At 41.7% G+C, this 14,918-nt stretch carries 11 protein-coding genes and 2 other RNA genes; 6 read left to right on the top strand and 7 right to left on the bottom strand.

The genetic code is table 11. The features are described 5' to 3' along the window. Window positions 1–163: 163 nt before the first annotated feature. Window positions 164–787 (bottom strand): anthranilate synthase component II, encoded by a 624-nt coding sequence (locus AC2SLO_RS08965; protein WP_486540445.1) that lies wholly within the window; start codon window positions 785–787, stop codon window positions 164–166. 873 nt (window positions 788–1,660) lie between these two features. On the opposite strand from AC2SLO_RS08965, the gene glnA reads away from it, so the two are divergent. Continuing rightward, window positions 1,661–3,070 carry a type I glutamate--ammonia ligase gene (gene glnA / locus AC2SLO_RS08960; RefSeq protein WP_486540443.1) on the top strand — a complete coding sequence of 470 codons (1,410 nt, stop codon included), beginning with the start codon at window positions 1,661–1,663 and terminating at the stop codon, window positions 3,068–3,070. Window positions 3,071–3,192: 122 nt separating this feature from the next. Here glnA and AC2SLO_RS08955 read toward each other — a convergent pair whose 3' ends face one another. Beyond that, a complete protein-coding gene (locus AC2SLO_RS08955) occupies window positions 3,193–3,918 on the bottom strand; it encodes an SIMPL domain-containing protein (RefSeq protein WP_486540441.1) in 726 nt (241 codons plus the stop codon). Between the two features lie 177 nt (window positions 3,919–4,095). Next, window positions 4,096–4,959 carry a hypothetical protein gene (locus tag AC2SLO_RS08950; RefSeq protein ID WP_486540439.1) on the bottom strand — a complete coding sequence of 288 codons (864 nt, stop codon included), beginning with the start codon at window positions 4,957–4,959 and terminating at the stop codon, window positions 4,096–4,098. Between the two features lie 387 nt (window positions 4,960–5,346). Between AC2SLO_RS08950 and ffs the strand changes: the two genes are divergently transcribed. Both ffs and AC2SLO_RS08940 read left to right on the top strand, forming a co-directional pair. Further along, window positions 5,347–5,443: signal recognition particle sRNA small type (gene ffs, locus AC2SLO_RS08945), an RNA gene on the top strand. A gap of 202 nt (window positions 5,444–5,645) precedes the next feature. Then, on the top strand, window positions 5,646–6,833 hold the full coding sequence (locus tag AC2SLO_RS08940) for a CinA family nicotinamide mononucleotide deamidase-related protein (protein WP_486540437.1): 1,188 nt from the start codon (window positions 5,646–5,648) through the stop codon (window positions 6,831–6,833). A 138-nt stretch (window positions 6,834–6,971) separates the two neighbouring features. Here the strand turns inward: AC2SLO_RS08940 and ssrA are convergent. From ssrA to rpsF, 4 genes are all read right to left on the bottom strand, one after another. Beyond that, window positions 6,972–7,330: a transfer-messenger RNA gene (gene ssrA, locus AC2SLO_RS08935) on the bottom strand. Between the two features lie 242 nt (window positions 7,331–7,572). Further along, window positions 7,573–8,079 carry a 50S ribosomal protein L9 gene (gene rplI, locus AC2SLO_RS08930; protein ID WP_486540435.1) on the bottom strand — a complete coding sequence of 169 codons (507 nt, stop codon included), beginning with the start codon at window positions 8,077–8,079 and terminating at the stop codon, window positions 7,573–7,575. A 19-nt stretch (window positions 8,080–8,098) separates the two neighbouring features. Then, window positions 8,099–8,326: a 30S ribosomal protein S18 gene (gene rpsR, locus AC2SLO_RS08925; RefSeq protein ID WP_019672669.1), complete on the bottom strand. Its 228-nt coding sequence runs from the start codon at window positions 8,324–8,326 to the stop codon at window positions 8,099–8,101. A 26-nt stretch (window positions 8,327–8,352) separates the two neighbouring features. Continuing rightward, window positions 8,353–8,757: a 30S ribosomal protein S6 gene (gene rpsF, locus AC2SLO_RS08920; protein WP_486540433.1), complete on the bottom strand. Its 405-nt coding sequence runs from the start codon at window positions 8,755–8,757 to the stop codon at window positions 8,353–8,355. A gap of 463 nt (window positions 8,758–9,220) precedes the next feature. Here rpsF and AC2SLO_RS08915 point away from each other — a divergent pair, with 463 nt between their 5' ends. The 3 genes from AC2SLO_RS08915 to mfd all read left to right on the top strand — a co-directional run bounded on the left by AC2SLO_RS08915 (window position 9,221) and on the right by mfd (window position 14,576). Beyond that, entirely contained in the window at window positions 9,221–9,931 is a 711-nt protein-coding gene (locus AC2SLO_RS08915) for an NAD-dependent epimerase/dehydratase family protein (protein WP_486540431.1), read from the top strand. Between the two features lie 95 nt (window positions 9,932–10,026). Beyond that, entirely contained in the window at window positions 10,027–10,542 is a 516-nt protein-coding gene (gene rraA / locus AC2SLO_RS08910; protein WP_486540636.1) for a ribonuclease E activity regulator RraA, read from the top strand. Between the two features lie 272 nt (window positions 10,543–10,814). Further along, window positions 10,815–14,576: a transcription-repair coupling factor gene (gene mfd / locus AC2SLO_RS08905; RefSeq protein ID WP_486540429.1), complete on the top strand. Its 3,762-nt coding sequence runs from the start codon at window positions 10,815–10,817 to the stop codon at window positions 14,574–14,576. Window positions 14,577–14,918 lie beyond the last annotated feature (342 nt).

The following is a 14,918-nucleotide window of genomic DNA, read 5'->3' as shown; positions in this document are numbered from 1 at the left end:
GTGCAAATCTAAATTATTATACATAACATACTGGCAATGACTAGGCTAAATCGCGAAACATCAACTGACTGATGGTTTTTAGCTATTTATTGCAGTTGAATAAGGCCGAAAGGTGTAGCAAATTAGCCTAAGCAGTTATTTGTATTTTCTAATAAGCATCTATTCATAATAAATGATGTGATATCAAAAAGTTGTTAAAAAGCTGTAAGCCGGCCTGACTTAAAATAGATTCAGGATGAAATTGCACGCCTTCGATAGGCAACTGCTTGTGACGAATACCCATCACTTCATTCACATGACTATTTATATCTGTAGATAAGCTCTTACTTTCAACCTCTGTTTGCTGCGTCCATGCCGTTACCTCAAGCGACTCTGGCAAAGTCTCTTTATCAACAATAAGAGAGTGATAGCGCGTAAACTCGGTTGGGGAGGGCAAGTCCTTAAAAACGCCAGCCTGATTGTGATGCACCTTAGAGATTCGGCCATGCATAATCTGCGGAGCATGAATAACTTGTGCACCGAAGGCTTGAGCAATCGCTTGATGTCCTAGACAGACGCCAAGCATGGGCAGGGTATCTGAAAAATGGCGAATACAATCTAGGGTAATGCCTGCTTCACTGGGCGTTCCTGGCCCAGGACCCAATACAATGGCCTTTGGCTGTAGTGCTTCGATATCCGCTAAGCTTACGGCATCGTTTTTATAGACCTGCACCTCAGCTTCAAGCTGCTCAAGATACTGCACTATATTATAAGTAAAGCTATCGTAGTTATCTAAAAGCAGAAGCATGGAGGAGTCCTTAGTCTAAGCCGTTTGCTCTTTTTCGTTCTTATTTCATTACGAGAAATTAGCAGGCACGAGATACTTTGAAGGCGTGATTATACCTAAATAGCTTATGGCATTGAATAGAGCATGTCTTGTAACTATTCAAATAAGCTCCGTTCAAATAAGCCCCGTTGTTTAACCGGAGGTTTTCATCAGATAAATATTAAATCAAAGTAGCTATCATATAAAAATAGCAACCTCATGAAAGTAACTATCACATAAAAGTAACTATCACGTAAAAGAAAGGACTAAGAAAAAGCGCTAACAAAAGCAATCTTTAATACTTCACTAATAAGGCGTTATTTTAGAGAAGATTTGCACAAAAATAGTGCGCATCCGCTTACTATTTTGCACCATTTGAGATAAACTTAGTTTTAAAAGGGATAATAAATATTTAAATACGGCGTGTAAGCGCTGTTTAGACGCTTTAAGCAAGATAATAGTAAATATTTTAAAATTGGCACGCGAGTTGCAATATCTATTACATCAATTTGGTCAAAGTAGATTCTGACTAATCGAACAAATCAAAGTAAAACGCTGAGTATTTGATTTGATAATCAGTCCGCCAAGTGTTATTCATCTAATGCAGCAATATTGATGGTTCTTATTAACTTTTAAAGCGATATGCATTTTTAAAGGCAAAACGTATTTTAGAGAAGATTTAAGAATTTAATCAAAAATTGCTACTAGGATTTTGCAGCGCTGTCGCCTATACTGATTTTTGATAATATGATGATGTGCAAGCTTTATAAAAATTAAGCTAAGGTGCAACATAATAACTTTTAACTCAGCTCAACACATAACCAATTTCATTGTGACATATTAATGGAGACACAAATGTCGAACAAATTATTAGATCTAATCAAAGAGTCTAACGCTAAATGGGTAGATTTTCGCTTTACTGATACCATTGGTAAAGAGCAACACATCAGCTACCCAGCTTCAACCATTGACGAAGACGTACTAGAAGACGGTAAAATGTTTGATGGTTCATCCGTTGCGGGCTGGAAGGGCATTGAAGCTTCTGACATGATTTTACGTCCAGATCCAGAAACGGCATTCGTTGACCCATTCTTTGACGCAACGACTGTTGTGGTAACTTGTGATATCATTGAACCAACTACTATGCAAGGTTATGAGCGTGACCCACGTTCTATCGCACGCCGTGCTGAAGAGTACTTAAAATCAACCGGTATTGGTGATACGGCATATTTCGGTCCTGAGCCAGAATTCTTCATATTTGATGACGTAAAATGGTCTATTGATATGTCAGGCGCTCGTCACCGTATCACTGCCGAAGAAGCTGCTTGGTCAACTGAAAATGACTATGACTGGGGCAACATGGGTCACCGCCCACGCGTTAAAGGCGGTTATTTCCCAGTACCACCAGTAGATAGCTCACAAGACTTACGTTCAGTTATGTGTCAGCGTCTAGAAGACATCATGGGTCCAGACCGTGTTGAAGTTCATCACCACGAAGTAGCCTCATGTCAGTCTGAAATTGGTGTGTCATTTAATACTATGGTTCGTAAAGCGGATGAAGTACAGCAGTTCAAATATGTGGTACATAACGTTGCGCATCAGTTTGGCAAAACAGCTACTTTCATGCCAAAACCAATCGTTGGTGATAACGGCTCTGGTATGCACGTACACATGTCAATCTCAAAAGACGGCGTTAACACTTTTGCTGGTGATGAATATGCTGGTCTTTCAGAAACTGCCTTATACTTCATCGGTGGTATCATCAAACATGCACGTGCACTAAACGCTATTGTTAACCCATCGACTAACAGCTATAAGCGTCTAGTACCTCATTACGAAGCACCAATCATGTTAGCTTACTCAGCACGTAACCGCTCAGCGTCTATCCGTATTCCATACGTAAGCTCGCCAAAAGGCGTTCGTGTTGAAGCCCGCTTCCCTGATCCAACCGCTAACCCATATCTAGCGTTTGCTGCATTATTGATGGCTGGCCTTGACGGTATCCAAAACAAAATGCACCCAGGTGATGCGGCTGATAAGAACTTGTATGACCTACCTCCAGAAGAAGAAGGTTCAATCCCAACGGTTGCTGAGAGTTTAGGAGTGGCTCTACAAGCGCTTAAAGATGACCATGACTTCTTACTAAAAGGTGATGTATTTACTAAAGGTATGTTGGACGCGTTTATCGAGCTTAAAGAAGAAGAAGTACGTCGTCTAAATACGACTGTGCATCCAATAGAATTTGATATGTACTACAGCCTATAATTTAAGCTTTGGTTTAGAGTTAGTCTGATAGTAATCAAAAATCCCAGCACATGTGCTGGGATTTTTTATGGCTTGTATTTTTATAGAGCTGCCTTAAGTTCCAAAAGACAATCTATTTAAAGCTATCTCATAAATGGGATAAGCTCAATCGTACCACTCGCAGTAACGCCCAGTTGCGTATTGCCACCTTCAAAACTCTGAGCAGGCGCACTGCTTTTTGCTGAAATATCACGCATCATCATAATAGGGCGCGGGCTATAGCCACCATTTGAGTTGATGGTAACATTGATAATTTGATAGCCGCTCATATCCCAAGTCTCTACTAAAGATTTGGCTTGTTCTTTAAAGGCAAGTGAGGCCTTTTTAATTAGCTCTTTTTCAAGCTGTTTCTGTTTATCTTCTGATACGCCAAACTGAATATTTTGAACTACTAATGAGTCTTGTAGTGTCGTAATAAGCTCACTGGCTTTTGCAAAGTCATGGCTTTTTAGGTCAATACTGACAGTACCTGTCCAACCGGTAATTTTGCCGTCGTCATTATAGTTAGGGCGTGTGTTTTGTGTGCCTGTTGTCGCAGTGACAGTAGGGTATCGTTTAGCAATGTTCATCGCTTTATTGATCGCGGTATTAAGTGCTGTGGCCAATTGCTTTGGACTGGTTGCTTGAGCTTGCTTATAAAGGGTTGCCGTTACTTCATCATTATCGACTTCTTGATTGGCTTCCACATCAAAGCTAATTTGGTTATAGCCTGTGGGTTCGGCATTGGCCACATTGCCTAATAGGGCAGTGCTGCTAATTAGGGAGAGAAGTCCTATTTTAGATAATGTTTTAGCTGAGACAATTGACATAATGATTTCCTTTTTATTTGTTGTGATTTTTCAATATATTTACAGAGACATTTAAATATAGATACCAGATTAACCTATCTTACCTCGATTTTGTATATGCATCATTAATCGTTTGCTAGATTAATGTAATGAAATCTGACGTATATTGGCTGCTTATAACACTTAACTCAAAACGAATTACCATTTAACCGATTGAGCTAGCTGGGCTTCACTAGAGTCGGCGTAATCTGTGACCAAGATTTTGATAAACTGTTTGGCTTTGGTAGAGTCGCCACTGATTTTGGCAAATGAGGCTAGGCGGTATAAAGCTTTGCTCTGTTTGTCATTATTGGGGTCGTTTTTATAGTCAGTAATCACCTGTAAAAATTGCTCTTTTGCTGAGTTGACATTAGGCGGAGTGTCTTTTAAATAAAACTCACCCAACCAATAATGAGCATTAGCGACCAAATCATGATCGGGGTAGGACTCGATAAAGGCTTTCATCTGCTCAATACCCGCGTCCACACCTTCATTTTTTAGTGCCGAATAAGCAGCGGCATAAGCCAGCTCGATTTGCTTCTGTTCCGAGACTTCGGGATCTGAGCTTGTACTACTATTATTATCTAAAGGATTTGCCTCTGTGCCCCAACCTTGAGTAGATGCACTGACATCAGCCGGTTGAATGGTTTTCTGCATTTGGCCTGATTGACTTAGGATTCGGTTAACTTCTGCCTGTACCTTATCTTGCAGCGTACGCTCAAACTCGTTCGCTAGTTCTTGTTTAATCTCTAATCTTAATTCCTGTTTTAAGCTATTGATTTGCTGCTGCAAACTCTCAATTTCGCCTGCCAGCCGTGCCATCTCTCGCTTTTGTGCATCCATCTTCTTAACAAGCTTATAGGCATTAGGTAGGGTTGTAGTTGACGCAGAGGTATTATTTGCAGCGGTAGTCGTGGTAGGTGAGACAGGCGTAACGGCATAACTGACGCTACTAAGGGCAAACAGAACTGGCAATAGGCTGAATCGAATGTGCTTTTTTGGTGCTTGGATAGCATCGGGCATAATATCATCTCAGTTTTATTTATTGTGTCATTAGGGAGTCTGCCTTGATTATAACAATAAAATAAAGCGAACAGGGAGTGAGCGTGGCGAGCATTAATGTTGAGTTGCCAATCATAGAATTAGCATACGTGGTTTTTTAGTATGGGTGTTTGTACTAAAGGGATAATCAGAGGAGTCTGAAATGGTTACAAGGCAACGGAGCGTAAGTATTACAAGTGTAGACTTAGCAAGTTTAACGCTGTAACCGTTTAATAGCTCACTGACTATAGATAGTTTTGTTACAGGTTAAGATAGGCGGGATTAAAAAAAGAGTGCCATACAGAAGCTAAATTTATGATTATGCTTGAAAATAATGAAAGCTTAGGTATAATACGTGCTTGGTGGCTCCGTTGGTAGCCTCGCAACATTGTACTATGAACCCCGCCAGGACCGGAAGGTAGCAACGGTAGTAGATACAATGTGTGCCGAGGATGTGCTGATGGGGTCATCTTTTTTTGCCTAAAATTTAATAAATATCCAGAATACTGCTTACATTAAGCGAATAAATGGCTTGTCATGATTGATATGACAGGCCTTTTTTGCGTCCTAAAAAAATAATACGTTTATGAGCACCCAAGGTAATGGGTTTTGAGATAAAGTAGGCTTAAAGACATATTTGAATAGCTATAAAATAAGGAGAATTATTTATGAAAGCTGAGATTATTGCTGTCGGTACCGAAATATTACTGGGTCAGATTGTTAATACCAATGCGCAGTACATTGCTGAAGGCTTGGCCGACTTAGGTATCGATGTATATTTTCAGGGCGTAGTCGGTGATAACATGACGCGGGTTAAAGAAGCCTTAAAAATCGCCAGCATGCATTCAGACTTGGTGGTGTGTTGCGGTGGACTTGGTCCAACAGAGGATGATTTGACCAAAGATGCGATTGCTGAATTTACAGGTGCTAAGTTAGTCATTGATGAGCAGGCCGAAGCGAAGATACTGGAACTGTTTGCTGGTAAAAATGAGTCATTAATTACCTCTAATAAAAGACAGGCCAATACCATCGAAGGCAGCCATTTACTCAAAAATGAAGTTGGGCTAGCGGTAGGATTTTTGCATCAGCATAATGATACCTATTATGCTGCCATACCAGGACCACCCAGAGAAATGAGCTACATGTTTGATCATGAACTTAAACCGTTACTTGACGACATATTAGGTGAGCGTACTAAGCTGTATTCTAAATATTTAAAATTTGGCGGTATCGGTGAGTCATCGGTCGAGGATACCCTTAAAGACTTAATTGGCAATCAAAACAAGGTCTCACTGGCACCGTACGCGGGGATAGGAGAGATTACTGTTCGCTTAAGTGTCAAAGCAAATAGTGATCAGGAGGCTGAAATTTATTTTGCGCCGATGATGCGACGTATAAATGAGCGTTTAGCTAAGCATCTATACAGCAACCAAAATGAAAGCTTAGAGCGGGCAATAGGTTGTCATACAATCAGTAAATTTGGTGTGCTTGAGATAAATACGACTGGCTATCTGACCCATCAACTATTAAACAGTGATGATGCTCACGATAACGTCAAACTAAGTATAACGAAACACTTAAAGCAGGAGATTACAGAAACATTGGCCAAGCAGCAGCTTTTAGAATTTATGAAACATAATGAGTTAAATAATGGCATCGCACTTTTCCATTGCCATGACTTACCAGAGGCCAGTATCGCGTCAGGTAGAACAGCCAAAACCTTTTATATTGGGTTATGCGTTGATAATCAGCTCTCAATCATTGAGCGAGAATTCATTGGAGATAGACAAGCGGTACAAATGAGAGCCGCTAAGACAGCGATGTATCTATTTTTGAAGGCGTTTAGGACGAAGTAAGTTCATATATTAAAAGATAAAAGAGTTTCTTAAAAAAGCTTATCACAGTATGGGTGATAAGCCCTTTATTATCAAAACTTATGTATCGCCCATTAAAAAAGGCTCGCCACAATTAATGTGACAAGCCTTTTTAGTGTTTGGTGGAGATGGCGGGAGTTGAACCCGCGTCCGCCAGCACTACGCTCATGAATCTACATGTTTAGGGTCTGTCTTTGGTTTTAACCCGCACCGAACCGACAGTCAGGTTGGATAGGGCGATCCTTTAAGTTTGAACCTAAGTGACTAAGGCAGCCACTTAAGCGAACCCATATGCGTGCGCTTCAACTCGTCTAACCCACTATGGGTAAAGGGCAGAGGAGTAAGCAGGGGTTTAAGCTGCTAGAGCGTAAGTTTCGTCGTTTGCGACTATAACAATATATGTTTGATTAACGAGAGGACATATACTCTCGACATGCATCATTGAGTTTCATCACCAGCGTCGAAGCCAGAACATCCCCAATTGAACGAGATATTATATAGATAAGAATGGGTTAGTACAAGCTGTACTAGGTAGGCCTTACATTAAGTAACATAATAAGATACTAAATTAATCTAATACAAGTCTTATTGGTTATTATAAATGTTAGAAATACAAAAAGTCAGCCGAAGCTGACTTTTAGGTTGATTGACTAAATATCAAGGTATCTGTCAATCCAAGCTAAATATTAGTTAGATGAGTAAAGTAAATACTCAGCTAAAATTATTCTTCTTCAGCTTGTTCTTCTTGTTGCTGCTGTGCTTGCGCTGCTTCTACGTCGCCATCTTCAGAAAGAATGGTTACTAGAATGTTAGCAAACACGTCATGGTGCAACTGGATATCAACGCTATATTCACCGATATTGCGTAGCGTACCTTCAGGTAGCTTCACTTCAGAACGGTCAACTTCAAGGCCAGATTTGGTTAAGGCATCAGCGATATCGCGAGTACCGATAGAACCGAATAACTTACCATCTTCACCAGATTTAGCACGCATGATAACGTTAACGTCAGTCAATGCTTCAGCACGTTTGTTAGCAGCTGCTAACTCTTCGGCTTCAATTGCTTCAAGTTCAGCACGACGTGCTTCAAACTTTTCAACGTTAGCTGGTGTAGCTGGTAAAGCTTTACCTTGTGGGATAAGGTAGTTACGACCGTATCCAGATTTTACATCCACAGTTTCGCCAAGTTTACCAAGGTTGACGATACGCTGTAATAAAATAACTTGCATGAGTCACTCCTGAGTTGGCTTACTTATGGTTATCAGTATATGGTAGCAATGCCAAGTAGCGAGCTTGCTTGATAGCAGTTGCTAATTGACGCTGATATTTGTTAGACGTACCAGTGATACGGCTAGGAACAATCTTGCCATTGTCACTGATGTACTGTTTTAATAATTCTACATCTTTATAATCGATGTGAGTAATACCTTCAGCGGTAAAACGGCAAAATTTGCGACGGCGATAAAAACGTGCCATGGGTGTTCTCCTTAATTGAGCTTAAATTAGTCGTCAGAATCGTCGTTAGACTCATTATCCTGATCGTTGTCAGCGTTTTCGCTACGTGGCGCTTTACGAGCACGCTTCTCATCAGCACTTTTCGCTAATTGTGAAGGCTCAGTGATAGCGTCGTCACGACGAACAACTAGACTACGGATAATTGCGTCGTTATAACGGAATAGTTCTTCAAGCTCTTCTAGAGTTTCACCATCACACTCGATGTTGAATAACACATAGTGTGCTTTATGGATTTTGTTAATTGGGTAAGCCAACTGACGACGGCCCCAATCTTCAAGACGATGAACCATACCATTGTTGTCTTGAACTAATTTGATATATCGCTCTACCATTCCGACTACTTGGTCGCTTTGGTCAGGGTGTACGATAAGCACCACTTCGTAATGTCGCATTTAAGACTCCTTACGGATTAATAGCCATTGACCCCATGTCAACAGCAAGGAGATTTATAGCAGATACAGATATTCTTAAAAAATAAGATTAAGCTATCTACAATGAAGATAAATCGGGGTTATACTTTTAAGGTTAAAAGAATAACAAAATAATTTACTTATTGCTATAAAGCGGCGGATTATACCAGTTGCACGTGATTTTAACAAGTTTTGTATGAAAAGATTTCAAAATACAATAAGCAATTGAGCATAGCCCAAAAAATGTTTAGAGTAACCGGTAGCCATATCCCCAGATTTGCCAAAATAGGCGATAAAAGAGTCGAGATTGACTGTTATGTTGGGGATATTATGCTGAGCATAAACGGATATAAGCCATAACTATAATATAAAGGCTTGTTTGCTATTGCTATCAGCTTTTGAGAAACGCGTTAGCACAAGCGTTATAAAATAGGTACACAGAGTTATGAAACGTAAAGCCATTATTATAGGCGCAACGGGGTTGGTCGGGAAGCACTTGGTCAATCAGCTAAATTTGTTATACGACAGCTTAATTATTGTCGCAAGGAAACCGCCTAAGCATATCTCCGCGGAGATGCAGTTCTATCAGTTGGGTGATTTTACGAGCTTAGATGAGATTGTAAGTAGCATTACCCTTGATGCGCATACTGATGCCTTTACTTGCTTGGGGACGACTATGAAACAAGCAGGTAGTGAAGAGGCATTTCGACGTGTGGATTACGATTACAATTTAAGCTTTGCCAAGATATGCCGCCATAAAGGAGTGGAACGTTTCTTTTTATTATCGGCGCTAGGTGCTGACCGTGATAGCCGTTTCTTTTATAACCAAGTTAAAGCGGAGCTAGAAGCCGCGGTACGCGAGCTTAAATTTCCAGAGCTTGTGATATTTCGCCCCTCCCTATTAATAGGCAAGCACAAAGGGCGTATCTTAGAAAATGCAGCACAAAAGGTATATAAGGTTCTCTCACCTTTAGTGCCCAAATCAGTTGGCTCACGTCCTATTGCCGCTGAACGTGTTGCTGCTGCGATGGCACTGAGCGCACAAGAGATTCATGAGCGGTATAAATACGTCGATAAAAGTACCAAGCATGACACGGCGAATGTCACGATTATCGAGAACAAACAATTGCTTGCGATGACTCGGCTAAAGTCTTAAGCTAATTGAGATTCTGCTAAGCCGATGAGTATAAATTTAGCAGTAAAAATAACAGCTATTTCAAAAATACTAATAAGGATATAACTATGACTGAGATGACCAAAACCACGTTTGTGACCTGTGATTTATTAGATGCCAATCCAGAGAGTCAGGTATGTTTGCCAAATATTGAAGGCAAGTCATTTTATAGCTTTGGTGGAAAAGACAGATTTTGCGGTGAAGTTGTTACTGTCAAATGCTTTGAGGACAATAGCCGAGTCAAAGAGCTGTTAAACAGTGATGGCCGTGATGCCAATGGTGAGGGCAAAGTCTTGGTCGTTGATGGCGGCGGATCTATGCGCTGTGCATTATTGGGCGATATGATTGCTCAATCAGCGATTGATAACAGCTGGGCAGGGGTCATCGTCTATGGCTGCGTCCGTGATGTCGATGATATGGCACAAATGGACATTGGCGTAATGGCAATCGGCTGCATTCCTCGCAAATCAACCCGCCGCGGTGAAGGCCAAACCAATATTGAAATCAGTTTTGGTGATTTAACCCTAAACTCAGGGATGTATGTATATGCCGATAATAACGGCATCATTGCTAGCGATAAAGCTTTAATCTAGTTTAAGGGACTTAAGCCCTATAGCGATATTAAGGTTCCAAATATTCGCTGACCTTTATTAGCCAACTGAGCGCAGATGCTGCTTTGTTGGCTTTTTTAGCTAGATGTCTGATTGTTTATAACGTCTTAACGATAACAAGCATTTTAACGATAACAAGCATTAACGGATATCAGCTTTTATTATTCGTATAATAACCGTCTTCAAATCACATATAACCTGCTGCAGTTTGTGGCAGAAATTTGGTCATTAATAAGGATAACACCCACACCATTATGCCTAAATCACCTAAGCATCCGCTAACCACGCTGTTTACCGCAACCAATGAAGCCTTATTTCCAATTACTAAGACACAAAGGCGCTGGCTGTATCCTGCGCATGGTGCTGCAGGCAGTCTATGGTTGGCAAGCTTAACGGATTGTCCGGTTGCCAATGTGGAAAATCGGCTCAAAGTGGTGGTTACCAAAGACCAAAATCAGCTCAATCAAATTGAGACGGAATTGGCGTTTTGCGGTGTGGATGCCTATGTGTTCCCAGATTGGGAGACACTCACTTATGATGAATTATCTCCGCATCAGGATATTGTCAGTGAGCGTATTAACCTTCTGACTGAAATGCCAAAAAGTGGCATTTTACTGATTAGTATTCAAACCTTAATGCAGCGCGTGGCACCGCCAAGTTGGCTGATTGGACAGCATTTTGATTTAAGTGTTGGTGATATCTTTGATATCGAAGCACAGCGTGAGATGTTGGCGGCAGCCGGTTATCGTGCCGTTGATAATGTGTTCGAGCCTGGCGAGTTTGCGGTCCGTGGCAGTGTGATTGATATCTTTGCAATGGGTCAGCCGTTTCCACTACGTCTGGATTTATTTGATAATGAAATTGAAACCATCCGTTTCTTTAATCCACAAACTCAGCGCACTTTATCACCTCAGACTTTGCAAGAGCTGGTCTCAGGAAAACCCAATGCAGACAGCGCTAATAAAAATGAGCTCTCTATTGAGTCATTGTCGTTACTGCATAAATTGCCTGATGTCTCCAAACCGATTACCCAGTTTCAAATCTTGCCGGCCAAAGAGTTCCCGTTAGATGAGGGTAAAGAGACCTTCCGTACTAACTTTGCAGCAATGTTCCCTAACGCCAGTAGCCGCAAGTTTGAGCTACACAAAGATGTGATGGCAGGAATTGCCAGTAGTGGCCTTGAATATTATCAGCCGCTATTCTTTGAATTAGATGATTGGCGTCAGACGGGTCATCTCTTCTCTTATTTCCCCAAAGACGCGTTGTTTATCGTTGATGAAAATATCACCGAATCACAGGGCGATTATTGGTCACAGATTCAGCGCCGCTATGAAGAGCGTCGTCATGATATCGATAAGCCCATTATTGAGCCTTCTTTATTATATTTACTGAGCAATGAGCTTAATGAAAAGCTAAATGACTATTCGCGTATTATCCTCAGTCAAAACGACTTAGATACAGTCGATAGCAGTCTAAGAGGTAAGGTGAGATTGCCAGCGGTTAAGCCGCCCGAGCTGCCTGTCAGTCATCAAAAAGCAGAACCTCTACTAGAGCTGCTTAATTATGCCAGCGGTCACTGGGGCGATAATGAAACCGAACAACAGCTATCACAGTCATTAGCCGCAGATGGTTCGCAGCGTCGCGCTATTTTGATAGTTGCAGAAACGGCCGGTCGTCGTGAGATTCTACTAGAGCTGTTCCGCAGTAAGCTGAATGTTCAAACAGTAGATAGCTTGCAGCAGTTTTTAAGCAGCGAGCTGTATCAAACCAGTGCGGCATTAGATAAAAAGTCGAGCAGTAGCACCAAACCAACCATTGGCCTTACTATTGCACCTATTGAGCGTGGAGCAGTTATCCATCAGCAGCTGTCTATTATTAGTGAGACGCAGCTGTTTGGCCGACAAGTGCTGCAAACCCGCCGCCGTCGTCAAAGCGATGTGTCCGAAGAGTTCTTGGTTAAAAGTGTTACCGAGCTGACCGAAGGTAGCCCTGTAGTACACATCGATCAAGGGATCGGTCGCTATCACGGTCTCATTACCCTAGATATTGGTGAAGGTGAGCAAGAGTTTATTCACCTAAAATATGCCGACGACGCCAGCATTTATGTGCCTGTTGCTAATCTACAACTGATTAGCCGTTATAGTGGCGGTGATCCTGCGTTAGCACCTCTACATAAGATTGGTAGTGGTAAGTGGGATAAAGCTAAGCAAAAAGCTTTAGAGCAAATTCATGATGTGGCGGCAGAGCTGCTAAATATGCAGGCACGTCGTCAAGCCAAAGAGGGTATTCACTTTAAAGTAGAGACGGCTCAGTATGAGCTGTTTGCCAGTCAGTTTGCCTTTGAAGAAACGCCAGACCAAGCCAATGCTATTGATGCAGTGATGCATGATATGAAGCAAAATAAGCCAATGGATCGTCTGATTTGTGGCGATGTGGGCTTTGGCAAGACAGAGGTTGCGATGCGAGCGGCCTTTATTGCGGTTAATAGTGGCTATCAAGTGGCGGTACTTGTGCCAACAACTTTGCTGGCAGGTCAGCATGAAGATAACTTTAAAGACCGCTTTGCCGATTGGCCGATTCGTGTGGAAACCTTATCGCGCTTTGGGGGTAAAAAGTATCAGGACAAAGTGCTAGAAGAGTTGGCCGATGGTAAAGTGGATATTGTTATTGGTACTCATAAGATTCTGCAAAAAGATGTCAAATTTGCCAACTTGGGTTTAATGATTGTCGATGAAGAACACCGCTTTGGGGTGCGTCATAAAGAGCGTATTAAAGCGATTCAAAGTGATGTCGATAGCCTATCAATGACGGCAACGCCAATTCCACGTACGCTTAATATGGCGTTAACAGGTATGCGTGATATGTCTATTATTGCCACGCCGCCGGCGCGCCGACTTGCAATTAAGACCTTTGTAATGCAAAAGTCTGACCAGTTAATGAAAGAGGCCATCTTGCGTGAGCTGTTACGTGGGGGTCAGGTATATCTACTGCATAACGATGTTGCCAGTATCGAGCGTATGGCAGAGAATATCCGTGAGCTGGTGCCAGAGGCTCGTGTTGGCGTTGCTCATGGTCAGATGAATGAACGTGGCCTTGAGCAAGTCATGCAGCAGTTTTATCACAAAAATTTCAATGTATTGGTCTGTACCACCATTATTGAAACCGGTATCGATGTACCTAATGCCAATACCATTATCATTGAGCGTGCCGATAAGTTTGGTCTAGCACAGCTGCACCAGTTGCGCGGGCGAGTGGGGCGCAGTCATCATCAAGCCTACTGTTATTTATTAGTACCGTCTGTTAAAGGGCTAAAAGGCGATGCCAAAAAACGTCTAACAGCGATTGAGCGTGCCAATACCTTGGGCGCAGGATTTATGCTCGCAAGCGAGGATTTAGAAATTCGCGGCGCCGGTGAGATACTCGGTAAACAGCAAAGCGGTAACATGCAGGCGATTGGGTTCAGTCTTTATATGGACATGCTAGAGCGTGCGACCAAGGCGATTAAGGCGGGCAAGGAGCCTGATTTAAATACGCCATTATCACTAACCAGTGAGATTAATCTACATTGTTCAGCACTGATACCGGAAGACTATGTCAATGATGTGCCGCAGCGTTTGTTGTTCTACAAGCGTATCAGTAATGCTGAAGATAAAGATGCGTTGACTGATATTCGTACTGAGATGATTGACCGTTTTGGTGCATTGCCTGATCAGACCAAGCAGCTATTTGCTATTCATCAATTGCGTATTCAGGCTGAGCCATTGGCCATTCATAAAATCGATGCGACCAGCAACAGTGTCACTCTCGAGTTTGCTCCCGATACACCCGTTGAAGCCCTAGCAATTATTCAACTGATTCAATCTGATGGCAATCGCTATCGTATGAATGGCGCATCAGGTATTCGTTACACTAACCCTGAGAAGCTCGAGACACCGGCTCAGCGAGTAGAGGTGGTACGTGAGCTGCTGAACCATTTTGCTAAGCACGTGGCGAAGCCTGAGAATATGGAAGGTTAACTTTCATTCAATGAGCTCAATTTGGGATCATTAAACGGAGGTCATCAAATCGTCATCTGTCGTTAATCTGACTGTCATTTATTATCAGTATCTTATAGTCATTCAAAACATAAAGAGGAGGATAATAATGACAGGTTCGAGATTTGAAAATACTCAATTTGCGGTAGATTTAGAAGAGCTACAAGTACCCGATTGGTTCGATGATGATGTAGAAGATGCGGTTGAAATGTAATTTGAAACTCGTATGACCCTAAATTCTCTGTTACGGTACAAAATCAATAATAATAAATCCAAAATAATAAAATCAGAATAATAAGCTATAGGGATAATTAGTAAAACAAC

This window comes from Psychrobacter sp. CX14 (assembly GCF_057396205.2).
Note: the sequence above shows the minus strand (reverse complement) of the source record. Positions and strands in the feature narration are given on the sequence as shown.